Source organism: Microbacterium sp. MYb66 (assembly GCF_002979435.1).
In the GTDB taxonomy this organism is placed as follows: domain Bacteria; phylum Actinomycetota; class Actinomycetes; order Actinomycetales; family Microbacteriaceae; genus Microbacterium.
The window spans coordinates 42,608-66,751 of record NZ_PCOV01000008.1; the positions used below are offsets into that span (position 1 = coordinate 42,608).

Below are 24,144 nucleotides of genomic sequence, written 5' to 3' on the forward strand. Positions count from 1 at the left end.
ACGTGCCGCGTTCCCTCAGTCGTCGGCCGGAGCGACGCGCGGCGGCCAGGTGGTGGCCCCGAGTTCTCGCGAGATGTTCCGTGCGGTCTCGCGCAGGGCATTGAGGATCGCGTCGGAGGCGGGCGTCTGCGAAGTCGGCAGCACGACCGCGACGGCCGCGACGATGTCGTTCGAGGCGTCGGCGACGGGCGCAGCCAATGAGGATTCGCCCAACACCGCCTCGTCGAACTCGCCCGCGGTGCCGCGCTCGGCGATCGCCGGCAGCTCCAGGGTCAGGCGCGCGATGTCGGTGATCGTGTCACCGGTGAGGCTGCGCAGCGGCTGCTCGAAGACGCTCTGCTGGAACCCCAGGTCGTAGGCGAGCAGCACCTTGCCCATCGCCGAGGCGTGGGCCGGGATCGCGACCCCGGTCTCGAGCATCTGCTGGCTGTCGTCCGGGCGGAGGTTGTGGTGGATCACGAGGACGTCCGTGAAATGCGGCGCTCCCAGACGCACCGAGAGATTCGTGCGGCGCGCGAGCTCCTGCGTCCAGCGCATCGCCCGGGCGCGCACGTCGAGGGTGTCGAGGTACACGTTGCTCAGTCGCAGCAGGGTGGGGCCGAGCATGTACCGCTGACCACCGCGTTCCTTGGCCACGAGTCCGTGCGAGCGCAGCGATTTCACGATCCCGTGCACGGTCGACGGCGGCAGGCTGAGGGCTGCGGCGAGGTCGGTGATGCCGAGGTGGCGTGCTCCCTGGAGCAGTTCGAGGATCTTCGCCGCGCGGTCGATCGCCTGGATCACGGGGGAGCCTCCTTCCGGTGCGTCGTCGAGCCGGTGCGTGTGCCGTGCCGGTCTTCAGGATGATCTTGACAACCCGGCAGGCTCCGAGCATATTCGACATTAACGAATTGCTTTCGGATTCTGCGCAAGAAATCCCGAGGATCAAAGGAGATCGAACGATGAAGAAGCTCATCAACGCCCCCGAGGACGTTCTCGTCGAATCCCTGAAGGGGGTCGCGCTCGCTCATCCCGAGCTCTCCGTCGACCTGGAGAACCACGTCATCACGCGGGCGACGCCCAAGGCGCAGGGCAAGGTCGCGATCGTCTCCGGGGGCGGGTCCGGCCATGAGCCGCTGCACGGCGGCTTCGTCGGCACCGGCATGCTGGATGCCGCCGTCGCCGGCGAGGTCTTCACCTCGCCGACTCCCGACCGTGTCCAGGTCGCCACCAAGGCCGTCGATCGCGGAGCCGGCGTGCTCCACATCGTGAAGAACTACACCGGCGACGTGCTGAACTTCGAGATGGCCGCCGAGCTCGCTTCCATGGAAGGCATCGAGGTGGGCAGCATCACCGTGGACGACGACGTCGCCGTGCAGGACTCCCTGTACACCGCGGGCCGTCGCGGAGTCGGCCTGACCGTGCTGCTCGAGAAGATCGTCGGCGCCGCCGCGGAGGAGGGGCGCGACCTCGCCGCCGTCGTCGAACTGGCGAAGAAGGTCAACGGTCAGGGCCGGTCGATGGGCATGGCGCTCACCAGCTGCACGGTTCCCGCCGCGGGCAAACCCACCTTCGATCTGCCGGACGACCAGATGGAGATCGGCATCGGCATCCATGGGGAGCCCGGGCGGCATCGCGAACCGCTCGCCCCGGCATCCGACATCGCCCGACAGCTCGTCGAGCCGATCCTCGCCGACATCGATGCGGCGGGACCGGCGATCGTGATGCTGAACGGCATGGGGGCTACACCGCTCATCGAGCTCTACCTCATGTACGGCGAGGTCGCAGCGATCCTGGAGAAGTCCGGCGTGCAGATCGCACGGAACCTCGTGGGGAACTACATCACCTCTCTGGACATGGCCGGATGCTCGGTCACCGTGCTCAAGGCCGACGACGAGCTGCTGCGTCTCTGGGATGCTCCGGTGAACACCCCCGGTCTGCGGTGGGGCGCGTGATGGCGGCGATCGACACCGCGGTGCTGGGGGACTGGGTCTCCCGCTTCGGCACGGCCGTCACCGAGAAGCGCGACTGGCTCACCGAACTCGACTCCGCCATCGGCGATGCCGACCACGGCGCCAACATGGCCCGCGGCATGAGCGCCGTCGCCGAGAAGCTGAGCGCGGGGACTCCCGCGACCGTCGACGACCTGCTGAAGACCGTCGGCATGACGCTGGTGAGCTCGGTGGGCGGTGCCAGCGGTCCGCTGTACGGCACCTTCTTCCTGCGGATGGGGATGGCGGCGGGACCGGTGACCGAGCTCGACGGGCCGGGTCTCGCCGCAGCCCTGCGCGCCGGGCTCGACGGGATCGTGGCACGGGGCAAAGCCGAAGCCGGCGACAAGACCATGTTCGACGCGATGGCTCCGGGCGTGGACGCTCTCGACGCCGCGCTCGGGGACGGGGCTTCCCTCGCCGACGCGGTGCGGGCGGCTGCGGAGGCGGCGGCGACCGGTCGTGACGCCACGATGCCGCTCGTCGCCCGCAAGGGCAGGGCGAGCTACCTCGGTGAGCGCAGCGCAGGGCACCTCGATCCGGGTGCCGCATCGACGGCCATCCTGTTCGACACGCTCGCCGCGGCGGTCGCAGGCAGCGCCGGATGATCGGCATCGTCGCCGTCTCCCACAGCGCACGGCTCGGGGAGGCGGCGCTGGAGCTCGCCCTGCAGATGGTGCCCGGCGGGGGAGCGCGGGTGCAGGTCGCTGCCGGAGCGGGCGTGGATGCCGACGGCACGCCGATCCTCGGCACGGATGCCGTCGCGGTGGCATCTGCGATCGATGAGCTCGCCGCGGACTGCGACGGGATCCTGGTCCTGATGGACCTCGGCTCGGCCGTGCTCAGTGCGGAGCTCGCGCTCGAGCTGCGCGGGAGCGACGTGCCGGTGCGACTCGCCCCGGCCCCGTTCGTGGAGGGGCTCCTCGCCGCGGTGGTGTCCGCCGCGGCCGGCGGGTCACTGGATGCGGTGGCCGCGGAGGCGACCGCAGCGCTCGGGGCGAAGACCGGCCAGCTCGACGTCCCGGACGGTGATATCCCCACGACCGAGGCCGGCTCGACGGACGAGGCTCCGGGAGCGGGAGCCTCGGCGGTGGGCGAGGAGATCGTCCGTCGTGTGCGGGTGCGCAACCCCCAGGGGATCCACGCGCGCCCCGCTGCTCTGATCGCGGAAGCCTCGGCCGGCGCCGACGTGCACCTGCGGCGGCTGCCCGACGGTCCCGAGGCTCCGGCCGCGAGCCTGACCCGGCTGCTGGTGCTCGGCGCGCGGCAGGGCGATGAACTCGAGCTCACCGCGCGCGGGGCGGACTCCGCCGCGGCGCTGGATCGATTGGCCGCTCTGTTCGACGACGGCTTCGGCGAGGGGACGAACGAGGTCGCGGAGCACGCTCGACCGGCCAGTGCGGCCGCGCCGACGCTCGAGGCTCCGGATTCCCCTCCCGGACCGATCCCGACGATCGTCTCCGGTGCGGTGCTTCGTGGGCGAGGTGTGAGCCCGGGGCGGGTCGCCGCACCCGTCGTGCACCTCGCCCCGCCGCTCCCGGAGCCGGAGGCGGGGACGATCGTCGCCGCGTCCGACCGCGATGCGGAGGTCTCCGCCATCGAATGGGCCGCCGTGGCGGTGGCCGATCAGCTGCGCACGCGCACCGCGCAGGCGACGGGCGAGGCGAGGGCGATCCTCGACGCATCGCGACTGCTGGCCTCCGATCCCGAGCTGGTCTCCGAGGCGACCGCGCTCGTCCGCGCGAAAGGACGCAACGCCGCGCGCGCCGTCTGGGAGACGGCGGCGGTCCACGAGAAGGGGCTTGCCGCCCTGGGGGGACGCATGGCCGAGAGGGTCGCGGACATCCGTGACGTGCGCGACCGGATCATCGCGGAGATCCTCGAGGTGGACATGCCCGGAGTGCCCGAGCGCGATGAGCCGTTCGTGCTCGTCGCGACCGACCTCGCTCCCGCCGACACCGCGTCGCTCGCCGGTGGGCGCTGCGTCGCCCTCGTCACCGAGCAGGGCGGACCCACCTCGCATACCGCGATCATCGCGCGATCACTGGGGCTGCCCGCGGTCGTCGGGGTGTCCGGAGCGGGCGGCATCCCTGCCGGAGCGACCCTGCTCGTCGACGGCGACCGAGGAACGGTCGAGGTCGATCCGCCGGAGTCGCGCGTCTCCGAGGCGAGGGCGGCTGCCAGGATCGTGGAGTTCGACGGCACCGGAAGGCTCGCGGACGGGCACCGCGTCTCCCTGCTCGCGAACGTGGGCGGGGCATCGGATGCGGTGAACGCGGCTGCCGCGCAGGCCGAGGGTGTCGGACTCTTCCGCACCGAGTTCTGCTTCCTGGGCAGGGCGGATGCGCCGTCCGTGGAGGAGCAGACGGCGGCCTATCGCGGGGTCCTGGCCGCCTTCCCCGATCGGAAGGTCGTGGTCCGCACGCTGGATGCGGGAAGCGACAAACCGCTCCCGTTCGCGAACGCCGACGACGAGGACAACCCGGCCCTCGGCGTGCGCGGGTTGCGGATCGCGCGCCGCCGCCCGCAGCTACTGGACGATCAGCTCCGCGCGCTCGCCCTGGCGGCCGCCGAGGAGTCGGCAGTGGTCGAGGTGATGGCGCCCATGGTCGCGACCGTCGAGGAGGCACGGGAGTTCGCCGAACGCGCGCGGGCGGCGGGGATCGCACGCGTCGGCATCATGATCGAGACGCCCGCGGCCGCATTGCTGGCCGCGGAGCTGTTCGAGGTCGTCGACTTCGTGAGCCTGGGCACCAACGATCTCGCCCAGTACACGCTCGCCGCGGATCGCCTGCTGAGTGACCTCGGCGACCTCAACGATCCCTGGCAGCCTGCCGTGCTGCGTCTCATCGGCACCGTCGGCCGGGCAGGGCGCGCGGCGGGCAAACCGGTGGGCGTCTGCGGGGAAGCGGGAGGGGATCCGTCCCTCGCCCCGGTGCTGGTCGGACTCGGCGCGACGTCTCTGTCGATGACGCCGCGGTCGCTCGGTCGGGTCGCGGAAGCGCTCGCCGGCGTGAGTGAGGCGGAATGCCGTCGGGCGGCGGAAGCCGTCCTGGCTGCAGGCACCGTCGCGGACGCCAGGGCGGCCGCATCCTCGGTCCTCGGCGCCACGGAAGTCCGCTGATCCCGGTTCATATGCGTTGAGCGGCATGTTCCGCGTCTCGTTCTGATATCGACCGTCGTCCGGTCCTCCGTCGAGTCCGCGCCGCACCGTAGGCTCGACGGAGGGGGAGCGCTGTCACTCAGCGCCACGGCGAACCGGAGGAAACATGTCGCAGTCGAGTTCGTGGATGAAGCGCCTGATCGGCATCGCGGCCATCGGCGCCGTGGTGACCCTGTCGGCGTGCGCGCCGGAGCCGCAGCCCAGTCCCACGCCGACGGGCGCCCCGGAGACCCCCGGGACGTATACCGGACCCGTGGCGTTCATCGGAGACGAGTTGGACTGGTTCCTGCTCACACCCGAAGAGATCGCGAGTACGCTGCCCGACGTCGGCGACGTGAGCGCGCCGAGCTCATCGCTCGTGCAGATCTCCGACGGCGGCGGCTACGACGCGGTCCCCTCGATCTGCTTCGCGCTCACGTCCGAGCCGTCGCTGGGGTCGATCGGGTCACGCACGGTCAGCTGGACCGGTTCCGCCGCGGAGGAGCAGGACGGGGGACTCAACGTGCTCCAGTTCGCGGACGAGGACACCGCGAAGGCGCGGATGGACCAGTACATCCGCGCAGCCGAGGAGTGCGGCGAGTTCACCTACGGGGGGCCGTCGTCCTTCGAGTCCACGGTTGTGGAGGGCGACGACGGAGTCCGGGTGATCGCCGGCTCCCTGGTCCTCACCTACCCCGGGGGCGGTCACAGCCTCTACAAGAGCTTCTCCTCGGTCGGCAACGTCATCGTCGAGATGTGGCAGCCGTTCGCGGGGGATCCTGCTTTCGACTCCGAGGCGACAGCCGCCCTGCTGCGCGACCGCGCGAGCGAGGCGAAGGGGAAGCTGATCGAGGAGCTGACCGCGAACCCGCCCGCGCCCGCCGAGACTCCAGCGCCGGCGGATCCGGCCGCGGCCTGGAGCACGTGGGAGATCACGGACTCCGGCATCGGACCTGTGCTGCTCGGCGTCGAGTCGACGGAGGCGATCGCTTCCGTTCCCGGCGCGGAGATCGAGGAACCCGCATGGGAGGGCGGACCGACCCGGTTGGTCGCCCCCGACGGTTCGGCATCGGTCCTGATCTGGCCGCAGGAGGAGGGAACGGTCGTCGCGGCCGTGTCCGTCGGAACCGCGAACGTCGTCGGCGATCGGAACGAGGACGGTGCCGCGCTTCCCTCCGCAGCCGGCGTGAAGGTCGGCGACCCGGTCGCGGCCGCCGTCGCCGCGTTCCCCGAGGGGACGTCGATCCAGATCGTGTCGTCGGGCGAGGACTTCTACCGATGGTCCACGCGCGAGGGCGTCTCGCTGAGCTTCCGGACCGACCGCGATGCGACCGAGGAAGGGGCCGTGATCATCGGGATCAAGGTCGACGATGCGACTCTCGCGAAGCGGTTCTCCTACGAGTGATCAGGGTGCGGTGCGGGTGGTCGCGACCGAGCGTCCGCGGAACTCCGCGACCGTGTCACCCGCTTCGTCGGTGACGGTCACGTCGTAGAGGCCGGTGCGTCCACGGACGATGCGCCGCGTCGCTGTGGCCGTCAGCGTCTGTCCGGCCGTGGTCGACTTCAGGAAGGTGATGTCGGCTCCCGCTGCGACGGTCACGCGGTCGTCCTCGTTGCAGGCGAGCGCGAACGCCGTGTCGGCGAGCGCGAAGACGAGACCGCCGTGCGTGATCGCGAAGCCGTTCAGCATGTCGTCCCGCACGCGCATCGTCACGACGGCGTGGCCGGGTTCGTCCTGCTCCACCACCATGCCCAGCGCGGCGGAAGCACGGTCCCGCCGCATCATCTCCCTCACGTTGCTGCCGGTCATGCCGGCACCGGTGCGGCGAGCGGCTCCTTCGTCACCAGCGTGAGGACGTCGTAGGTGGCGACGGTCTCGTCGTCCTGGTTGCGGATGACGGCATCCCACCGCACCTCGCCGTACTCGTCCGTCTCCCGCGGCGTGATCTGCTTCGCGGTGAGCTCGACGCGGATGCGGTCGCCGGGAGAGACCGGCGTGACGAACCGCAGGTTCTCGAGGCCGTAGTTCGCGAGGACCGGCCCGGGCTCCGGGTCGACGAAGAGGCCGGCAGCCCACGACACCAGCAGGTATCCGTGCGCCACACGCCCGGGGAAGAACGGGTTCGCCGCGGCGGCCTCCTCGTTCATGTGCGCATAGAAGGTGTCACCCGTGAAGTGCGCGAACGTCTCGATGTCGTCGAGCGTCACCTCCCGCGAGGCCGACGCGATCTGGTCGCCGATGCGCAGCTCCGCCAGGGACTTGCGGAACGGATGCCGCCCCTCGCTGTGCGCCGCCGCCCCCGCGTGCCAGATGCCGGTGAGTGCCGTGAGCATCTGCGGCGATCCCTGCACGGCCGTGCGCTGCATGTGGTGCAGTACGGCCCGGATGCCGCCGAGCTCTTCGCCGCCGCCCGCGCGTCCCGGTCCGCCGTGGACGAGGTTCGGCAGCGGAGAGCCGTGACCGGTCGAGGAGCGGGCGTCGTCGCGGTCGAGCAGCAGCATCCGTCCGTTGAACGGAGCGATGCGGGTCGCGAGGTCGACCGCCTGCACCGGGTCGTGCGTCGCGATGCTGGTCACGAGCGAGCCGCCGCCGCGCCCGACGAGGGCCGCCGCATCCGCGGTCGTGTCATAGGTGAGGAGCGAGGCGACGGGGCCGAAGGCCTCGACCGCGTGCACCGCGTCGGTCTGCGGATCGTCGAAGCGCAGCAGCACGGGGGCGACGAACGCGCCCTTCTCCGAGGTGCCGGTGCCGCCGTCGGCGAGGCGGACCTCCGGGGCGTCCGTCGAGCCGACGACGAGTCGTCCGCCGGCATCCTGCAGCACGCGCACCTGGCGCAGCACCTCGTCGCGCTGCGCGGTCGAGGCGAGCGGACCCATGGTCACGCCCTCCGCACGGGGGTCGCCCAGCACGGTCTTCTCCGCGATGCGCGCGCGGACGGCGTCGACCACGGCATCCGCGGACGCGGTGGGGACGATCGCCCGTCGGATGGCGGTGCATTTCTGCCCGGCCTTGGTCGTCATCTCGGAGACCAGCTGACGCACGTACGCGTCGAACTCCGGGGTCCCGGCGACGGCGTCGGTGCCGAGCACGGAGGCGTTGATCGAGTCGGTCTCGGCGGTGAAGCGCACGCCGCCGGTCTGCACCGCCGGATGAGCTTTCAGGCTCTCCGCGGTCGATGCGCTGCCGGTGAAGCCGACGATGTCGCCCAACCGCAGGTGCTCGAACAGCGTCGGGACGCTGCCGCTGACCAGTTGGAGCGACCCCTCCGGCAGCAGGCCGGACTCGACGAGGATCCGCACCATCGCCTCGGCGAGGTAGCCGGTGGGGGTCGCGGGCTTCACGAGCGTGGGCATGCCGGCGAGGAACGCCGGGGCGAGCTTCTCGAGGGAGCCCCACACCGGGAAGTTGAACGCGTTGATCTGCACTGCGGCGCCCGGGAGAGTCGTGTACACGTGGCGACCCAGGAACGTGCCGTCCTTCGACAGCGGCTCGACCGGTCCGTCGACGTGCACGGTGCTGTTGGGGAGCTCGCGGCGGCCCTTGCCGGAGTAGGAGAACAGCACGCCGATGCCGCCGTCGATGTCGACCCAGGAGTCGGCCTTCGTGGCGCCGGTGCGGGCGGAGAGCGCGTACAGCTCGTCTTTGCGCTCGGTCAGTGCGAGCGCGAACTGCTTGAGCAGCACGGCCCGCTGGTGGAAGGTGAGTGCGCGGAGGCTCGTCTGTCCGACGGTGCGTGCATATTCCAAGGCGGAGCCGAGGTCGAGGCCGTCGGTGCTGACCCGCGTCACGATCTCGCCGGTCGAGGCATCGCGCACCTCCGTGGCGGCAGCGGTCGTGGCCGGCGTCCACCAGGCGCCCTCGACGTAGCTCGGCAGGTAGTCGGTCATCGTGTCTCCTCGTTCCATCGGTAGAAGCCTTCGCCGCTCTTGCGGCCGAGTTTCCCGTCGGCGACCATCGCGCGCAGGAGCGCTGGCGGCTCGAACCGCGCTCCCAGCGTCGCGGCGAGTTCTTCGGCGATCCCGAGGCGCACATCCAGGCCGACGATGTCGGTGGTGCGCAGCGGACCGACCGGATGCCGGTAGCCGAGAGTCATCGCGGTGTCGATGTCGGCCGCGCTCGCCACGCCTTCCTCGAGCATCCGGATCGCCTCGAGACCGAGCATCACCCCGAGGCGCGAAGACGCGAAACCGGGGGAGTCGCGCACCACGATCGCAGCTTTGTCGAGCGCCTGAACCCATGATCGCGCCTGTGCCACGACGGTGTCGTCGGTGCGGGCCCCGCGGACGATCTCGACGAGCGCCGATGCGGGCACCGGGTTGAAGAAGTGGAGTCCGAGGAAGCACTCGGGCCGCGTGCGGTCGGTGGCCAGGTCGTCGATCGAGATCGAGGAGGTGTTCGAGGCGAGCACGGCACCGGCGTGCATCGCGGCCTCGGCGCGGCCGAGGGCGTGTTCCTTGAGGGCGCGGTCCTCCGGGACCGCTTCGACGACCAGGTCGCAGTCCTCGAAGGCGGCGATGTCGATACCGCAGTCGAAGCCGTCGCGCAGCGGCACCGCCTCGAGCGACGGGTCGCGTTCGAGGGAGCGGCGGATGCTGTCGCCGAGCCGTTCCGCGGCATCCCGCGCGGCCGTGTGGTCGCGCTCCACGACGCTGACGCGAGAGCCGGCGAGGAGGAAGGCGTGCGCGATTCCCGCTCCCATGCGCCCGCCGCCGAGCACGCCGACGCGAGCGGGCGGAGCGGAGGCCGGGGTGGTCGAGGGGGTCTCGTTCATCGGCGCGCCTTCTTCTCCAGGAACTCGGTCATGCGGCGGTGCTTCTCGGGCGACTCGAACAGTTCCGCCTGCAGCTCGAGCTCGATGGCGGGATGCTCGGATCCGGGCGCGCGCAGCGCGCGCTTGGTGTGCCGAGTGGCGAGGTCGTCGTTCGCCGCGATGCGATCGGCGAGTGCGTGTGCGGCATCGAGCAGGTCGTCCGGCGGATAGAGCGCGGACACCAGTCCCCAGCTCAGTGCTTCCTCCGCGGCGAGGATGCGTCCGGTGAGCAGCAGCTCGCTCGCCCTGGCGGCTCCGACGATCTCGGGCAGTCGCCAGGTCGCGCCGGCCGCAGCCATGATGCCCAGGCCCGTCTCGGGGTTCCCGATCCTCAGCGCGGGCGTGCCGATGCGGATGTCGGCCGCGTAGGCGAGTTCCGCGCCGCCGCCGAGGGCCCAGCCGTCGAGAGCCGCGATCACGGGCATCGGCAGTTCGTTGATGCGGACGAAAGCCATCGCGTTGATGCCGCGCCGGGCGTCCTCGGCCGTACGGTCGCGGAGCTGCGCGATATCCGCGCCGGCGGCGAAGACTCCGTCCGTGCCCGTGAGGATGAGGACGCGGGGGTGCTGTTCCAGAGACGCGCACAGCTCGTGCAGTGCGTCGATGGTCTCCTGATCGATGGCGTTGCGCTTCTCAGGGCGGTCCAGGGCGGCCACGACCCGGTCGTCGCGCTCCTCGATGTGGAGCGTCATCGCACGCGCTCCACGATCAAGGCGGTGCCCTGTCCGACGCCCACGCACATGGTCGCGAGCCCCAGCTCCGCGTCCTCGCGCTCCATGCGGCCGAGGAGGGTCACGACGAGGCGGCTTCCGCTCGAACCCAGCGGGTGACCGAGAGCGATCGCGCCGCCGTCACGGTTGACGATCTCGGGGTCGAGACCGAGCCGACGGATCGAGGCGAGCGACTGGGTCGCGAACGCCTCGTTCAGCTCGACGGCTCCGATCGCGGAGAGCGGGAGACCCGCGCGACGGAGTGCCTTCTCGGTCGCGGGCACGGGGCCCAGGCCCATGATCTCGGGCGCGAGCGCAGCGGAGGAGGCGGAGAGGATCCGGGCCCGAGGCGCCAGGCCGTGCGCGCGGACAGCTTCTGCACTCGCCACGACGATCGCGGAAGAGCCGTCGTTGAGTGAGCTGGAGTTCCCGGCGGTGACGACCGTGCCGCCCGCGACGACGGGGCGCAGCGCGGCGAGGGCGGCGAGGCTGGTGTCGCGGCGCGGACCTTCGTCGACGCTCACCGATCCGGTCCGGGTCGCAACGGCGACGATCTCGGCCGCGAAACGGCCCGCGTCGATCGCCGCGACGGCGCGGTGCTGGCTGCGGAGGGCGAAGGCGTCGGCATCTTCGCGGCTGATGCCGTCGCGTCGGGCGACCTCCTCCGCGGTCTCCGGCATCGAGAACGTGGCGTTCTCCCGCGCGGCGAGCCTCGGGTTCGTGAAGCGCCATCCGATGGAGGTATCGAAGGTCTCGCCCGGCTTTCCCCATGGGCGGTCGGGCTTGGCCTGCACCCAGGGAGCGCGGGTCATGGATTCCACGCCACCCGCGACGATGACGTCCGCGTCGCCCGCGCGGATCGCCTGGGCGGCCATCGCGATCGCCGACATCCCCGACGCGCAGAGGCGGTTGACGGTGATGCCGGGGATGCTGTCGGGCAGACCCGCGAGCAGCACGGCCATCCGCGCCACGTTGCGGTTGTCCTCGCCCGCCTGATTCGCCGCTCCGAGGATGACTTCATCGATGGCCGTGTCCGGGACGCCGGCGCGAGCCACCGCCTCCCGGACCGCCAGGGCTGCCAGATCATCCGGGCGCACGCCCGCGAGCGCGCCGCCGTAGCGACCGACCGGGGTGCGGACGCCCCCGACGAGGTATGCCTCGGCCATCAGACCCTCCCGAACGCGCGCAGCGGATGCTCGATGAGCTCGGTGACGCGGCGCAGGAAGCCCGCGGCGTACCCGCCGTCGCACACGCGGTGGTCGAACGCGAGCGACAGCTGCACGATGCGCCGTGCGACGATGGCGCCGTCGACGACCCACGGCCGCTCGAGGATGCGGCCGATGCCGAGGATCGCGACATCGGGATGGTTGATGATGGCGGCCGAGCCGTCGACGCCCAGTCCGCCGTAGTTGTTCAGGGTGAAGGTCGATCCGCGCAGGCGCTCCGGCGGCATCGCGCCGGAGCGGGCCGTGGCGGCGAGTTCGCGCAGCGCGGTGTCGAGCTGCTCGACGGTCAGCGCGTCCGCGCGCGGCACGACGGGGACCAGGAGGCCTCGCTCGGTGTCGGCCGCGATCCCGAGGTTCACGCCCTCGAACGAGATCAGCTCGTCTCCGCTCTCGCTCAGGCGGGCGGCGAGCACGGGGTAGTCCTCCAGAGCCAACAGCACGAAGCGGGCGAGGAGCGCGGTCACCGACGGGGCCTTTCCTCCTTCGGGGGCCATCTGGGCGCGCAGTTCCCACAGCGCGGTGGCGTCGACATCGACCCAGACGGTCGCCTCGGGGATCTCGGAGCGACTGCGGGAGAGCTTTGCGCTCACCGCACGGCGCAGAGGGGACAACCGTTCGCGGGAGACGACGCCGAGGCCGTCGACGGTCTCTCCCGTCGCCGACCCGCTCCGGTGGTGCGCGGTGGCGCCGTCCACGGCGTTCTCGACCGCGGCCTGCAGCACGTCAGCGCGCGTGACGGCGCCATCCGGGCCGGTCGCGGTGATGGCGTGCACGTCGAGTCCCAGATCCCGTGCGAGGCGTCGCACGAGCGGGGACCGGACGGCGACGGGGCGCCGCTGCTCGGGACCGGACTGCGAGGGGCCGACAGGAGCGGAGTCCCTCGCGGTCGCGTGTGATCCGGTCGCGGTCGCCGTCGATGGGGTCGCCGTCTGCGCTGCCGCCGGGGCGGGTGCGGGTGGCGGGTTCGTCGCGCGACTCCTGGCGGATGCAGCCGGTCGGCGACGGCCCTTGGTCGTGTGCGCGGAGGTGCCGTAGCCGATGAGCACGTTGCCGGAGCCCGCACGCTCCTCCTCGCGGTACGCCTCGTGCTCGGGCTGCGTGGACGTGCTCGTGTCCTGTCGTGCCGCATCCGTTGCCGCCGCTGTGGAGGATTCCGGCGCGCCGTCCGCTCCGGACGATGCGCCGGGGTCGGCCACCTCGAGCACGGGCGCGCCGACGTCGATCGTGTCCCCGGCGTCGCCGTGCAGAGCGGTGACGATACCGGCGAACGGCGACGGCAGCTCGACGACGCTCTTCGCGGTCTCGACCTCGGCGATCGGCTGGTCGGTGGCGATGGTGTCGCCGACGGCCACGAGCCACTGCACGAGCCCTGCCTCGGTCAGCCCTTCACCGAGATCCGGCAGGCGGAAGACGTGGGTCGAGTGCGGTTTCAGCGGGGCGCTCATACGTCCTCATCCCAGTGCAGCGTGTCGATCGCGTCCAGCACGCGGTCGACGTCGGGCAGATACCAGTGCTCGAGCTTCGGCGGCGCGAACGGGGTGTCGAAGCCGGTGACACGTCGCACGGGCGCTGCGAGGTACTCGAAGCAGCGCTCGAACACACGCGCCTGGATCTCGGAGGCCACGCTCACGTAGCCCGGCGCCTCGGCGATGACGACCGCGCGCCCGGTCGACTTCACGGCGGCGGTCACCGTCGCGTCGTCGAACGGAGAGAGCGAGCGCACATCGACGACCTGGACGCTGCGTCCCTCCGCGGCGGCGACATCTGCCACCTCGAGTGCGAGCGGCACCGAGGCGCCGTAGGCGAGGAGCGTGACATCGGAGCCCTCCCGTGCGATGCGCGCCGTGCCGAGCTCAGCCGTGAGAGAGGTGTCGACCTCGCCCTTCGTCCAATACAGCTTCTTGGGCTCGAGGAAGATCACCGGATCGGGGGAGGAGATGGCCGCGCGCAGCAACGAGTACGCATCCTGCGGCGTCGACGGGCTGACGACGGTGAGGCCGGGGGTATGCGCGTAGTACGCCTCCGAGGAGTCGCAGTGGTGCTCGACGCCGCCGATGCCGCCGCCGAACGGGATGCGGATCACCAGCGGCATCCGCATGCCTCCGCGGGTGCGGTTGCCGAGCTTCGCCACGTGACTCACGACCTGTTCGAACGCGGGGAGCGCGAATGCGTCGAACTGCATCTCCACCACCGGGCGCAGGCCGTTCATCGCCATGCCGACCGCGGTGCCGACGATCCCGGATTCCGCGAGCGGGGTGTCGAAGCAGCGCTCCTCGCCGTAGCGTGCGGTGAGTCCGTCGGTGATGCGGAAGACGCCTCCCAGTGCCCCGACGTCCTCGCCGAACACCACCACGTCCGGATCGGACTCGATGGCATCGGCGAGAGCCCGGTTCAGTGCGGCGGCCATGGTCATCGTCGTCACCGTGTCCGCTTCGCTCTCCGTGCGGGTGTCGTCCTGAGCGATCGTCATCGCCGGCCTCCGTTCGTCGCGGTCCCGGCATCGGCGAGGCGGGACCGCTCGATCTCGTCACGCAGCAGGTGCCACTGCTCGTCGAGTTGCGGGGAGCGGGTCTCCGTCACGAACCGGAACAGGTCTTCCGGGTCGAGGTCGGCGTCGGTGTTGAGTGCGGCCCGCATGGCTGCCGCGATCTCCTCGGCCCCCGCAGCGAAGCGCTCCTCGGTGTCGGCGTCGAGGACGCCCGTCGCCGTGAGATGCGTGCGCAGGCGGAGCAGCGGGTCGCGGGCGATCCAGGCCTGGACCTCCTCACGCTCGCGGTAGCGCGTGTCGTCGTCGGCGTTGGTGTGTGCCTGCATCCGGTACGTGTGAGCCTCGATGAGCGAAGGCCCACCGCCTGCGCGTGCCCGGGACACGGCCTCACCGAGCACCGCCAGGACAGCGGCGACGTCGTTCCCGTCGACGCGCTGCCCCGGCATCCCGTAGCCGATGGCCTTGTGCGCCAGGGAGGGCGCCGCGGTCTGTCGAGAGAGCGGAACCGAGATCGCGAACCCGTTGTTCTGCACGAAGAACACGACGGGGACATGGAACACGGCGGCGAAGTTCATCGCCTCGTGGAAGTCGCCTTCGCTGGTCGCGCCGTCGCCGCAGAGTGCGAGCACCACGGTGTCCTCACCGCGGTGCTTCGCAGCCTGCGCGAAGCCGACCGCGTGCAGAAGCTGAGTGGCGAGCGGAGTCGCCTGCGGGGCGACGCGGTGTGCGCGTACGTCGTAGCCCGAGTGCCAGTCGCCCTTGAGGAGCACCATCGCGTCGGCCGGTTCGACACCGCGCGCGATCACGGCGACCGAGTCGCGATAGGTCGGGAACAGCCAGTCGGCGTCTCCGAGCACGGTCGCCGCGCCGACCTGGCACGCCTCCTGTCCGTGTGAAGACGGGTAGACCGCGAGACGGCCCTGGCGCACGAGGGCACCGGCCTGGTCGTTGATGCGCCGTCCTTCCACGAGGCCGCGATAGGCGGTGAGCAGCGTCTCGGCATCGGGGAGCGGGTACTGCTCGTCCGAGACCGGCTCTCCGTTCTCGTCGATCAGTTGCACCGCGGTGTCTCGCGGGAGCATGTCGGTGTGCAGCATGCGTTCGCCCTCCTTGCCGAACTCGATGAGGAAAGCATGCCTCCGACGCGACATTCATCCAAGATCTTTTGTCGAATCGTGGATGAAATCGTCGGAACTGGTGCATTGTTGATCGAAGTGTCAGAAATGCTGCACGGATGGAAGGGGTCGCATGCTCGCGCTGGATGAGACGGATCGGGCGATCCTGGAAGAGCTGCGCCGCGATGCGCGGGCCTCGATGACCGCGATCGCGGAGGCCGTCCACATCTCTCGCGCCGGCGCGCACGCGAGGATCAAGCGCCTCACCGATTCCGGCGTCATCACCGGGTACTCGGTGCGCACCGACCCGGTGCTCCTCGGCCACCACGCCAGCGCCTACGTGACCCTCGCCATCGAGCAGGCGACGTGGCAGACGGTGAGTGAACGGCTGCGGGCGATCCCCGAGATCGAGCACATGGCACTCGTCGGCGGGGACTTCGACGTCATCCTCCTGGTGCGCGCGAACGATGCCAGGGATCTGCGGCGCATCGTGCTGGAGGATATCCAGGCGATCCCGTCGATCCGCTCGACCAGGACGACTCTCATCTTCGAGGACTACACCCGGAGCTGAGTCCGGACCTGTGCGTGGCACACTGGGGCTGTGAGTCAGACGGTGAGCGGCGCGACGGAGCCGGCGAAGCGCGGACGCCCCGGCTACGACCGGCGAGGGCTGCTCGATGCTGCGATCGCCGTCTTCAACGAGTCCGGCTACGACGCCACGTCCGTCGCTGCCCTCGCCGCACGTCTCGGCCTGTCGAAGGCTGCCCTGTACCATCACTTCTCCTCGAAGGAGGAGATCCTCGAGACCGCTCTGGGTGAAGCTCTCGACGAGCTCGAGGGTGTGCTCGCCGATACCCGGAGCATCGGGGCGGGCGACCGGCTGGCAGCCGTGCTGCAGGGCGCCGTCCAGGTGCTCGCCGCTCATCTCCCGGCGGTCACACTGCTGCTGCGGGTGCGGGGGAACAGCGAGATCGAACGGCGCGCGCTCGAGCGGCGGCGGGCCTTCGACCAGGAGGTCACCCGCATCGTCCGCGCGGCGCAGGAGGAGGGCACCGTCCGCTCCGATGTCGACGCCTCCGTCGCCACGCGACTGCTGTTCGGCATGGTCAACTCGCTCGTCGAGTGGTATCGGCCGGGCGGTTCGGAAGACGCCGACGCGCTCGCGCGCGACGTCCTCACCGTTGCCCTCGACGGCCTGCGCACCCGCTGAGCCCGCCACGGCAAACCCCCGCAAAGGTCGCTTTCAGCTCCCTCCCGGAAGGAGGGCGGCGATCGCGACGATGGCGATGGACAGCACACCGAACCCCGTCGCGAGCGTCGTGAGGGCGAGCATCAACCCGCCGCCCGGAGCCGCCACGGCCCCCGACCCGTCCTGGGCCGCACGCAACGCGGCGGTCACCCGCAATTGCCTGCGCCGCGCGGCGAACCAGAGCGCGCATGCGGCGATGAGACCGATGCCTCCCGGGACGAAGCCCCACGCGACAGCAACGGGAGGCAGCACGAGCGGGAAGATCCGCAGCGAGACCAGTGAGCCGACGGCGATGGCGAGTGCCGTGCGCCGCCAGGCCAGCTCGGTGCGCTCCGGCTGCAATCCCGGATCGAACGGCCCGGGAGCGGAAGATCCCTGCCCCTGGAAGGTCACCGCCAGAGCACCCCGGCCAGGACCAGCAGCCCGACGACGGTCACCACGGCCGCGAGCACGACCGCCGAGAACGCGCCGGGCAAGGGGCGCGACAGGCGCATGGCGCGCTCCGCTCGCATCCACTCCCACCAGGCGAGAGGCGCGACAGCGGTGCCCGTGATCATCAGCACGAGAGAAGCGGCGAGGCGGAACCCGGCGTGCAGGTCGAGCCCGAGCACTTCGAGGGCCACGCCACCGGCGATCAGGGCGAGGCCGGTGCGCGTCCAGGCGAGGAACGTCCGCTCGTTCGCCAGGGAGAACCGCGGATCCGGTTCCTCTCCGATGCCGTACACCGAGGCGGGGAAACGTCGCATCGCCTCATCGTAGCCGCGCCTCTCTCAGGGAGGAGTCGGCGGTGGCGGCCGTTCCGCGTCAGTCGATCGTGAGCTCGAAGCCGTCGTCGGTGGCGGTGACGGCGACCTGAGAGAGGTCTGTGACCAGCACGGTCGGGTGATGCGCCGCCGCGTGCGTGCCGACGCCGACCACGCGCATGCCGGCTGCGAGGCCCGCCTGGATACCGGCGCCGGAGTCCTCGAACACGACGCAGTCGGCCGGGTCGACGCCCAGCAGCTCCGCGGCACGGAGGAAGCCCTCGGGATCGGGCTTCGAGGCCGACACATCCTCGGCCGTCACGTGACGCTCGGGAAGAGTGAGCCCCGCGGCTCGCATCCGCGCCGTCATGAGGGGGACGTTCGCCGAAGTGACGATCGCATGAGGGAACGGGCGCAGCGCATCGAGCAGGATGCGCGCTCCAGGGATCTCGATCACGCCGTCGACGTCGTCCGCCTCCGTCGCGAGCATGTCGTCGTTCTCGCGGAGGTTGATCGCGTGATCGCGCTCCGGCAGCATGATCGCCATGCTCTGATGCCCTTGGCGGCCGTGCACCACGCGGAGCACGGTGGCGGGATCGATGCCGTGGGGCTCGGCCCACGCGAGCCACAGCCGCTCCACGACCGCTGTCGAGTCGACGAGGGTGCCGTCCATGTCGAGGAGGACGGCGCGGGCGGCGAGAGTCTGGGTCACCCCTCCAGGCTACTGCGGGCGGTGCCCGGCTCTCGCGGGCGACTGAGCGTCGCGCGGATGCCGCGCACTCCGCGGACGGTGCGAGAGGACGGCGCGGCCGTCGAGCGCTTCGCTTCTAGGATGTGGACCGGGAAGGAAGAGATGAACGCGCTCGCGAGCAGAGTCATGCAGGTGCTGCGCCAGGTGCGGGGTCCGGAGACGGCGGAGGCCGTCTTCGAGGCGACCGCCCTGATCGTCGGCGCAGGCTTCTTCATCGCAGGATTCCTGATCGGGCTCCCGGTCTTCTGGGGCCACGACCTGGCGATCAGCGGCAGCGGTTCGATCGGCGTCTTCGCCGCGTACGGCGGTGCGATCACCGCCGTGATCGCCTTCACGCTCGGCCGGCGCGCTGTGCGGCCGGAGCAGCCCGATCCGGAATCCGTGCGCGACGGGTTCAGCGTGCCCGGCGACAGGCTCCGCTGGTACGACCTCACCGCCATCGCCTTCGCCCACGCGGCGATCGCCTGTCTCGGCTGGCTCGGCATCGCCGAACTCCTCGAGCGGAGCTTCACCGACGCTCCGGTGTTCCCGTTCCCCGGCGCCGTCCTCGTGGCTGTGGCCTTCGCACTGACCGGATACGTGTCGTTCCTCAGCGCCGTGGCACTCACCCCGATGGTGCTGTCGCTGGTGCTCGCGGTCTTCCTCGTGGTCGGTGCGTTCGCGAGCATGCTCGCCTCCAGCGACGTGCACTGGTGGCGCGACAACCTGTCCGCGCTCGGGATGAGCACCAACAGCGCATCGGTCGCCTTCAACGTGACCCTGGTCATCGCCGGAGTGATGATCACGACGATCTCGCGCTACGCGACCGCGGGCCTCCCGGCCGAAACCCCCGAAGACCGTCGAGGGCGCTTCATCGTGCGGGGCGGTCTGATCCTGATGGGGATCTTCCTCGCGTGCGTCGGCATCTTCCCCGTGGACGAGTTCTTCCTCCTCCACAACACCGTCGCGACGGGCATGACGGTGGTGTTCGGGATCGTCGTCGTCGGCCTGCCGTGGTTCCTGCCGACCATCCCTCGCGTGTTCGTGGCCTTCGGCTGGATCTACGTGCTGGTGATCATCCTGCTCGCGGCCTTCTTCGCGGTCGGCTACTACAACCTCACCGCAGTCGAGCTGATCGCCGCCGTGCTGATCTTCAGCTGGATCATCGTGTTCCTCCGCACGGCGGGCTCGGTCGCTGCGCCGGCAGTCACGGCCAGTGCTTCCGCGGAGGCGAGCTGAGGAATCCGGAGATGCTCCCTCGAGGGGTGCACCGGCGTCAGCCATCCGCCGAGGGAATCGCGCTCGCGCTAGTCCCAGATCGGGTCGTCGGGGTCGGGGGAGTCTGTGCCGTCGGCATCGGTCATGATGCGCGCTTCGGCGATCCACGACGTCAGGGAACCGTCATGGAGCATGTGGGGTCGCGGTGAGCCGAGAAGGTCGGGGTCCGTCACGATGCCCAGCGGCTCATCGCTCGCGAAGATGACGACGTTGCCGAGCGGCCCTTCATCGTCTTCCGGTTCTGCGTCGAGAACGACGGCGACGTGGTCGAACACGGTGCGCAGAGTGGCCGCCTGTCGCCGTGAGTAGTCGAACGGGTGCCCGTCGAGCAGGTTCACGGCCACGACACCCCCTGCGGCGGAGCGCGCGGCGACGCGGCGGTAGAACTCCTGGCTGGCCACTCGATGTCGGATGACCGCGGCATCCCACAGATCGACGACGGTGAAGCGCGCATCCACCCAATCGGTGTCGACCGCGGTGCCACCGGACGCTGCGGCGCCGAGAGCGGGAGAAGGCGATGACGACACCGACGGCCCATTCTCGCCCGGAAGATCCGCGTCTGCGACCGCCCGCGCATCGCCGAAGATGACTCGCAGATCAGCGCCGGGGGGCAGGGGCAGCGCGGCGATCACTGCTGCATAGAGAGCGGGCTCGAACTCGACCACGAGTTGAGGTGATCCGGCACGCGTGGCCTCGACGTAGCGCGCCAGCGTGAGTGCTCCGGCTCCCAGATGCACGGTGAACAGCGGTGCACCGGGCTCAGCCGCGGCATCCATCGCTCTGGCGATGTGCTGGGTGTAGGCGTATTCGAGTTCGGTGGGGTCGGGCATCGAGACGACGGACTGCGCAATCCCATCGACACTGAGCTCGTAGCGACCGGGTCGCCTTCTCGATTGCACCAGCTTTGCCTTGCGATTGTCGAGCAAGAGCGAGAACACCCGGCGATTCCTTGACACCCGTCGATCCTAGATCGGGCGACGCCGGTCGGAGGGCACCTGCCGGGCAACGGCAGGCCGGATCCCCGCACGCGGCTACCCTGGAGGGAACATGGCACATCTTCTCGGGGCTGAAGCCCTCCACCTCGAATACCCGACCAGGGTCGTCTTCGACTCCGTGACCCTCGGCATCGAGGAGGGCGACCGCATCGGCATCGTCGGACGCAACGGCGACGGCAAGTCCAGCCTCCTCGGCATGCTCGCGGGCATCAAGGAGCCGAACTCCGGACGCGTCACCGTGCGCGGGGGAACGACCATCGGAGTGCTCGACCAGGCCGACAACCTCCCGGACGACCTCACGATCAGCGCTGCGGTCGTCGGCGACACCCCCGAGTACGAGTGGGCGGGTGACGCGCGCATCCGCGACGTGATCGACGGTCTGCTCACCGACCTGCCGTGGGATGCCGAGATCGGCTCGCTCAGCGGTGGGCAGCGGCGACGGGTCTCGCTCGCGAAGCTCCTGACCGGCGACTGGGACGTCATCGCCCTCGACGAGCCGACCAACCATCTCGACGTCGAGGCCATCACCTGGCTCGCGGGGCACCTCAAGAAGCGCTGGTCGCCGAACTCGGGTGCGCTCATGGTCGTGACCCACGACCGGTGGTTCCTCGACGAGATCTGCACCGAGACCTGGGAGGTGCACGACCGCATCGTCGAGCCCTTCGAGGGCGGGTACGCGGCTTACATCCTGCAGCGCGTCGAGCGCGACCGCATGGCGGCCGCGACCGAGGCGAAGCGTCAGAACCTCGCCAAGAAGGAGCTCGCGTGGCTGCGCCGCGGCGCCCCTGCCCGCACGGCGAAGCCGAAGTTCCGCATCGACGCGGCCAACGAGCTCATCGCCGACGTCCCCGAGATCCGCGACAAGGTCTCGCTGCAGTCGCTGGCCGTCTCTCGCCTCGGCAAGGACGTGGTCGACCTGCTCGACGTCGGCGTGACGTACCCGACGGCCGACGGCGGCGAGAAGGTCGTGCTCCGCGACATCGAGTGGCGCATCGCGCCGGGGGAGCGCACCGGCATCCTCGGTGTGAACGGCGCCGGCAAGTCCACACTCCTCGGGCTCATCTCGGGCACGGTGGAACCCACGGTCGGTCGGGTCAAGCGCGGCACGACCGTGAAGGTGCAGACTCTCACCCAGCGGCTCGACGAGCTCACCCAGCACTGGAAGGACCCGGTGCGCGTGATCATCTCGGGTCTGCGCACCTCCTACACGATGGGAGCCGGCTCGAAGGCGCAGGACCTCACCCCGGGACAGCTGCTCGAGCGTCTCGGGTTCGACTCCGCGCAGCTGTCCACCCCGGTCAAGGACCTCTCCGGCGGTCAACAGCGCCGGCTGCAGCTGCTGCTCGTGCTGCTCGACCAGCCGAACGTGCTGATCCTCGACGAGCCGACCAACGACCTCGACACCGACATGCTCGCCGCGATCGAAGACCTCCTCGACTCGTGGTCGGGCACACTCCTGGTGGTCAGCCATGACCGGTACTTCCTCGAGCGGGTCACCGACCAGCAGTACGCGATCCTCGACGGCCACCTGCGTCACCTCCCCGGTGGCGTCGACGAGTACCTGCGACTTCGCCACCTGCAGGCGGCGGCCGGAACCAAGCAGACGGCGACGGCCGCGGCGACGGCGACCGCGACGCCGTCCGGACTCGACGGCGCAGCCCTGCGCACCGCGCAGAAGGAGATCTCCGCCCTCGAGCGGCGCATCCAGAAGCTGACCCAGCAGATGAACGCCGCCAAGAGCTCACTCGCCGATCACGACCAGTCCGACTACGAGGGACTCGGCGATCGCATGAAGAAGATCGGCGAGCAGCAGGCCGAGATCGAGGAGTTGGAGCTGCGCTGGTTCGAACTCACGGAGGCGATCGGCTGACCGAGGAATATCCTTCTCTCAACGCTGTTGGGAGGTAGGGATGGAAGGCCTCGAAGTAACAGTCCTGCTCGGACTCACGATTCTCGTCGGAACCCTGATCGCCCCGCGCGTGCGTCTCGCGCTCCCACTCGTCCTCGTCATCTTCGGACTGCTGCTCGGCTTCGTCCCCCCGCTGCGCGAGGTGCAGCTGCCTCCGGAGACGGTGCTGCTGCTGTTCCTCCCGGTGATGCTCTTCTGGGAGAGCCTCACGACGTCGCTGCGGTCGATCCGTCGCGACTTCCGATACATCCTCCCGATGAGCACGGTCCTCGTGGTCGCCTCCGCCTTCGCGGTCGCCGGCATCGGGGTCCTGTTCGGCATGCCCTGGGAGATCGCGCTCATCCTGGGCGCGGCCGTCGCGCCCCCGGACGCCACGGCCGTCGCGGCGCTCGGCCGCCTGCTGCCGCGCCGCATGTTCATGAAGCTCAAGGCGGAGAGTCTCACCAACGACGGCACGGCCCTGGTGCTCTACGCCATCGCGGTGTCGCTCGCGCTCGGCGGTCAGATCACCCCGCTCTCGGTCACGCTCGATGTGCTGATCTCGTACGTCGGAGGCATCGCCGCCGGAGTCGTGGTCGCGGGACTCGGCTACCTGCTGCTGCGCCGCACGTCCTCGACGATCGTGATCAACGTCGCTCTCCTGCTCATCCCCTTCACCGCGTTCCTCGCGGCCGAGATGGTGCACGCCTCCGGAGTGCTCGCGGTCGTGGTCGCGGGGCTCATCGTCGCCTACGTCTCCCCGCGGGTCACCACGGCATCCTCCCGCCGACAGGCCGATGCGGCCTGGCCGTTCGGCGTGTTCCTGCTCAACGGCGCCCTGTTCGTGCTGATCGGGCTCGAGGTGCAGTACGTCGCGCACGAGATCTCGGCGGCGGCGATCGGCCGCCTCGTGCTGATCACGCTCGCGGTGTGGGCGACGCTGCTGGCCGTGCGGTACGTGTTCCAGCTGTTGAATGTGCTCTTCCAGCGGCAGCGCGGCCCGCGTCCGGCTCCGGGAGCGCGGTCGCGAGCCCGCGTGGTGTCCACCATGGCGGGCATGCGCGGCGCCGTCTCGCTCGCGATCGCGCTGTCCGTACCCGCCACGATCACCGACGGCGGACTCGTCTCCGGACGCGACGAGATCGTGTTCGTCACCGCGGGAGTCATCCTGCTGAGTCTGCTCGTGCAGGCGCCCCTGCTGCCGGCGCTCGTGCGGTGGGCGCGGTTCCCCGTCGATCATGTCGAGGACGAGGAGTACGAGCTCGCCGAGCGCGCGATCTCCGGCGCGGCGCTCGCCGCCCTCGACGACCTCGCCGCCGAGCACGGCATCGGCCAGGAAGTGCGTGACCGCGTGCGCACCGAGGGCTATGCGATGCTCGAGTTCGCGAACGCGCGGACCCTGGCACGCGAGCAGGCCATCGTCGACGCGGAGGCCGAGGCACTGGACGAGATGCTCGACGAGCCCGATCCGCTGAGTGCCGGGACCGCTGATCCGGCCGGAGGGGATCCTGCGCCGGGCGGGGGAGTGGATCAGGTCACGGAGACGGATGCCACCGACGGCACGGTCCTCCAGATGATCGCGACCTCTGCCGACGTCGACATCGCGCAGCGCTCGCCGCTGATCCGGCACGAGGAGCACACCCGGCTCAAGCTCGCGCTGATCGACCGCAAGCGCGAGGTTCTGCTCGGGCTGCGCGGCGCGGGCACCGTCGATGATCTCGTCGTGCGCCGCATCTCGGCACGACTCGACCTCGAGCAGGTGCGACTGCAGGGGATCGAGGAGTTCGACTGACGTCGGT

22 protein-coding genes are annotated in these 24,144 nt (G+C 70.5%); 9 read left to right on the forward strand and 13 right to left on the reverse strand.

The features are described 5' to 3' along the window. Window positions 1-15: 15 nt before the first annotated feature. Window positions 16-783 carry an IclR family transcriptional regulator gene (locus CQ045_RS14930; RefSeq protein WP_105725107.1) on the reverse strand — a complete coding sequence of 256 codons (768 nt, stop codon included), beginning with the start codon at window positions 781-783 and terminating at the stop codon, window positions 16-18. 158 nt (window positions 784-941) lie between these two features. Here CQ045_RS14930 and dhaK point away from each other — a divergent pair, with 158 nt between their 5' ends. From dhaK to CQ045_RS14950, 4 genes are all read left to right on the forward strand, one after another. Further along, window positions 942-1,934 (forward strand): dihydroxyacetone kinase subunit DhaK, encoded by a 993-nt coding sequence (gene dhaK / locus CQ045_RS14935; RefSeq protein WP_105725109.1) that lies wholly within the window; start codon window positions 942-944, stop codon window positions 1,932-1,934. Further along, entirely contained in the window at window positions 1,934-2,578 is a 645-nt protein-coding gene (dhaL, locus tag CQ045_RS14940) for a dihydroxyacetone kinase subunit DhaL (protein ID WP_105725321.1), read from the forward strand. Before dhaK ends, dhaL begins: the two co-directional genes overlap by 1 nt. Continuing rightward, complete coding sequence (gene ptsP, locus CQ045_RS14945) at window positions 2,575-5,094, forward strand: phosphoenolpyruvate--protein phosphotransferase (RefSeq protein WP_105725111.1); 2,520 nt, start codon at window positions 2,575-2,577, stop codon at window positions 5,092-5,094. The genes dhaL and ptsP overlap by 4 nt, the downstream gene beginning before the upstream one ends. Window positions 5,095-5,260: 166 nt before the next feature. Then, the gene (locus tag CQ045_RS14950) at window positions 5,261-6,517 is read left to right on the forward strand and encodes a hypothetical protein (protein ID WP_146115256.1); all 1,257 of its coding nucleotides are present in this window, start codon (window positions 5,261-5,263) and stop codon (window positions 6,515-6,517) included. Here CQ045_RS14950 and paaI read toward each other — a convergent pair whose 3' ends face one another. Genes paaI through pdhA form a run of 8 tightly spaced genes read right to left on the reverse strand, consistent with a single transcriptional unit; the run spans window position 6,518 to window position 15,444 of the window. Next, on the reverse strand, window positions 6,518-6,922 hold the full coding sequence (gene paaI / locus CQ045_RS14955) for a hydroxyphenylacetyl-CoA thioesterase PaaI (RefSeq protein ID WP_219844437.1): 405 nt from the start codon (window positions 6,920-6,922) through the stop codon (window positions 6,518-6,520). Next, window positions 6,919-9,000, reverse strand: a complete 2,082-nt coding sequence (paaZ, locus tag CQ045_RS14960) for a phenylacetic acid degradation bifunctional protein PaaZ (RefSeq protein ID WP_181156590.1) — start codon at window positions 8,998-9,000, stop codon at window positions 6,919-6,921. The genes paaI and paaZ overlap by 4 nt, the downstream gene beginning before the upstream one ends. Beyond that, window positions 8,997-9,884, reverse strand: a complete 888-nt coding sequence (locus CQ045_RS14965) for a 3-hydroxyacyl-CoA dehydrogenase family protein (protein WP_105725117.1) — start codon at window positions 9,882-9,884, stop codon at window positions 8,997-8,999. Before CQ045_RS14965 ends, paaZ begins: the two co-directional genes overlap by 4 nt. Next, complete coding sequence (locus tag CQ045_RS14970) at window positions 9,881-10,615, reverse strand: enoyl-CoA hydratase/isomerase family protein (RefSeq protein ID WP_105725120.1); 735 nt, start codon at window positions 10,613-10,615, stop codon at window positions 9,881-9,883. Before CQ045_RS14970 ends, CQ045_RS14965 begins: the two co-directional genes overlap by 4 nt. Then, window positions 10,612-11,799, reverse strand: a complete 1,188-nt coding sequence (locus CQ045_RS14975; RefSeq protein WP_105725122.1) for an acetyl-CoA C-acyltransferase — start codon at window positions 11,797-11,799, stop codon at window positions 10,612-10,614. Before CQ045_RS14975 ends, CQ045_RS14970 begins: the two co-directional genes overlap by 4 nt. Continuing rightward, window positions 11,799-13,304, reverse strand: a complete 1,506-nt coding sequence (locus CQ045_RS14980; RefSeq protein WP_105725125.1) for a dihydrolipoamide acetyltransferase family protein — start codon at window positions 13,302-13,304, stop codon at window positions 11,799-11,801. The genes CQ045_RS14975 and CQ045_RS14980 overlap by 1 nt, the downstream gene beginning before the upstream one ends. After that, entirely contained in the window at window positions 13,301-14,329 is a 1,029-nt protein-coding gene (locus tag CQ045_RS14985) for an alpha-ketoacid dehydrogenase subunit beta (RefSeq protein ID WP_105725127.1), read from the reverse strand. The genes CQ045_RS14980 and CQ045_RS14985 overlap by 4 nt, the downstream gene beginning before the upstream one ends. Then, window positions 14,326-15,444: a pyruvate dehydrogenase (acetyl-transferring) E1 component subunit alpha gene (pdhA, locus tag CQ045_RS14990; protein WP_105725325.1), complete on the reverse strand. Its 1,119-nt coding sequence runs from the start codon at window positions 15,442-15,444 to the stop codon at window positions 14,326-14,328. Before pdhA ends, CQ045_RS14985 begins: the two co-directional genes overlap by 4 nt. A gap of 151 nt (window positions 15,445-15,595) precedes the next feature. Between pdhA and CQ045_RS14995 the strand changes: the two genes are divergently transcribed. Both CQ045_RS14995 and CQ045_RS15000 read left to right on the forward strand, forming a co-directional pair. Next, complete coding sequence (locus tag CQ045_RS14995; RefSeq protein WP_181156591.1) at window positions 15,596-16,033, forward strand: Lrp/AsnC family transcriptional regulator; 438 nt, start codon at window positions 15,596-15,598, stop codon at window positions 16,031-16,033. A 30-nt stretch (window positions 16,034-16,063) separates the two neighbouring features. Further along, window positions 16,064-16,672: a TetR/AcrR family transcriptional regulator gene (locus CQ045_RS15000; RefSeq protein WP_105725129.1), complete on the forward strand. Its 609-nt coding sequence runs from the start codon at window positions 16,064-16,066 to the stop codon at window positions 16,670-16,672. A gap of 33 nt (window positions 16,673-16,705) precedes the next feature. Here the strand turns inward: CQ045_RS15000 and CQ045_RS15005 are convergent, their stop codons facing one another. From CQ045_RS15005 to CQ045_RS15015, 3 genes are read right to left on the reverse strand one after another with little or no spacing between them, the layout of a single operon-like run. Beyond that, window positions 16,706-17,104, reverse strand: coding sequence for a DUF202 domain-containing protein (locus CQ045_RS15005; RefSeq protein WP_105725131.1), 399 nt, complete (start codon window positions 17,102-17,104; stop codon window positions 16,706-16,708). Then, entirely contained in the window at window positions 17,101-17,457 is a 357-nt protein-coding gene (locus CQ045_RS15010; protein WP_105725133.1) for a YidH family protein, read from the reverse strand. Before CQ045_RS15010 ends, CQ045_RS15005 begins: the two co-directional genes overlap by 4 nt. Before the next feature lie 58 nt (window positions 17,458-17,515). Next, on the reverse strand, window positions 17,516-18,166 hold the full coding sequence (locus CQ045_RS15015) for an HAD-IA family hydrolase (RefSeq protein ID WP_105725135.1): 651 nt from the start codon (window positions 18,164-18,166) through the stop codon (window positions 17,516-17,518). A gap of 57 nt (window positions 18,167-18,223) precedes the next feature. Here CQ045_RS15015 and CQ045_RS15020 point away from each other — a divergent pair, with 57 nt between their 5' ends. Beyond that, window positions 18,224-19,423, forward strand: coding sequence for a DUF998 domain-containing protein (locus CQ045_RS15020; RefSeq protein ID WP_258131085.1), 1,200 nt, complete (start codon window positions 18,224-18,226; stop codon window positions 19,421-19,423). A 68-nt stretch (window positions 19,424-19,491) separates the two neighbouring features. On the opposite strand, the gene CQ045_RS15025 is transcribed toward CQ045_RS15020, so the two are convergent. Continuing rightward, a complete protein-coding gene (locus CQ045_RS15025) occupies window positions 19,492-20,292 on the reverse strand; it encodes a spermidine synthase (RefSeq protein WP_146115257.1) in 801 nt (266 codons plus the stop codon). A gap of 217 nt (window positions 20,293-20,509) precedes the next feature. Between CQ045_RS15025 and CQ045_RS15030 the strand changes: the two genes are divergently transcribed. Next, a complete protein-coding gene (locus CQ045_RS15030; RefSeq protein WP_105725141.1) occupies window positions 20,510-22,327 on the forward strand; it encodes an ABC-F family ATP-binding cassette domain-containing protein in 1,818 nt (605 codons plus the stop codon). Window positions 22,328-22,367: 40 nt separating this feature from the next. Then, window positions 22,368-24,137: a Na+/H+ antiporter gene (locus CQ045_RS15035; RefSeq protein WP_105725143.1), complete on the forward strand. Its 1,770-nt coding sequence runs from the start codon at window positions 22,368-22,370 to the stop codon at window positions 24,135-24,137. Window positions 24,138-24,144 lie beyond the last annotated feature (7 nt).

Bases quoted from the DNA above. Each gene is read 5' to 3' on its own strand.
- dhaK (WP_105725109.1), top strand. From the start codon at position 942: ATGAAGAAGCTCATCAACGCCCCCGAGGACGTTCTCGTCGAATCCCTG.
- dhaL (WP_105725321.1), top strand. From the start codon at position 1,934: ATGGCGGCGATCGACACCGCGGTGCTGGGGGACTGGGTCTCCCGCTTC.
- ptsP (WP_105725111.1), top strand. From the start codon at position 2,575: ATGATCGGCATCGTCGCCGTCTCCCACAGCGCACGGCTCGGGGAGGCG.
- CQ045_RS14950 (WP_146115256.1), top strand. From the start codon at position 5,261: ATGAAGCGCCTGATCGGCATCGCGGCCATCGGCGCCGTGGTGACCCTG.
- paaI (WP_219844437.1), bottom strand. From the start codon at position 6,922: ATGACCGGCAGCAACGTGAGGGAGATGATGCGGCGGGACCGTGCTTCC.
- paaZ (WP_181156590.1), bottom strand. From the start codon at position 9,000: ATGACCGACTACCTGCCGAGCTACGTCGAGGGCGCCTGGTGGACGCCG.
- CQ045_RS14965 (WP_105725117.1), bottom strand. From the start codon at position 9,884: ATGAACGAGACCCCCTCGACCACCCCGGCCTCCGCTCCGCCCGCTCGC.
- CQ045_RS14970 (WP_105725120.1), bottom strand. From the start codon at position 10,615: ATGACGCTCCACATCGAGGAGCGCGACGACCGGGTCGTGGCCGCCCTG.
- CQ045_RS14975 (WP_105725122.1), bottom strand. From the start codon at position 11,799: ATGGCCGAGGCATACCTCGTCGGGGGCGTCCGCACCCCGGTCGGTCGC.
- CQ045_RS14980 (WP_105725125.1), bottom strand. From the start codon at position 13,304: ATGAGCGCCCCGCTGAAACCGCACTCGACCCACGTCTTCCGCCTGCCG.
- CQ045_RS14985 (WP_105725127.1), bottom strand. From the start codon at position 14,329: ATGACGATCGCTCAGGACGACACCCGCACGGAGAGCGAAGCGGACACG.
- pdhA (WP_105725325.1), bottom strand. From the start codon at position 15,444: ATGCTGCACACCGACATGCTCCCGCGAGACACCGCGGTGCAACTGATC.
- CQ045_RS14995 (WP_181156591.1), top strand. From the start codon at position 15,596: ATGCTCGCGCTGGATGAGACGGATCGGGCGATCCTGGAAGAGCTGCGC.
- CQ045_RS15010 (WP_105725133.1), bottom strand. From the start codon at position 17,457: ATGCGACGTTTCCCCGCCTCGGTGTACGGCATCGGAGAGGAACCGGAT.
- CQ045_RS15020 (WP_258131085.1), top strand. From the start codon at position 18,224: ATGCCGCGCACTCCGCGGACGGTGCGAGAGGACGGCGCGGCCGTCGAG.
- CQ045_RS15025 (WP_146115257.1), bottom strand. From the start codon at position 20,292: ATGCCCGACCCCACCGAACTCGAATACGCCTACACCCAGCACATCGCC.
- CQ045_RS15030 (WP_105725141.1), top strand. From the start codon at position 20,510: ATGGCACATCTTCTCGGGGCTGAAGCCCTCCACCTCGAATACCCGACC.
- CQ045_RS15035 (WP_105725143.1), top strand. From the start codon at position 22,368: ATGGAAGGCCTCGAAGTAACAGTCCTGCTCGGACTCACGATTCTCGTC.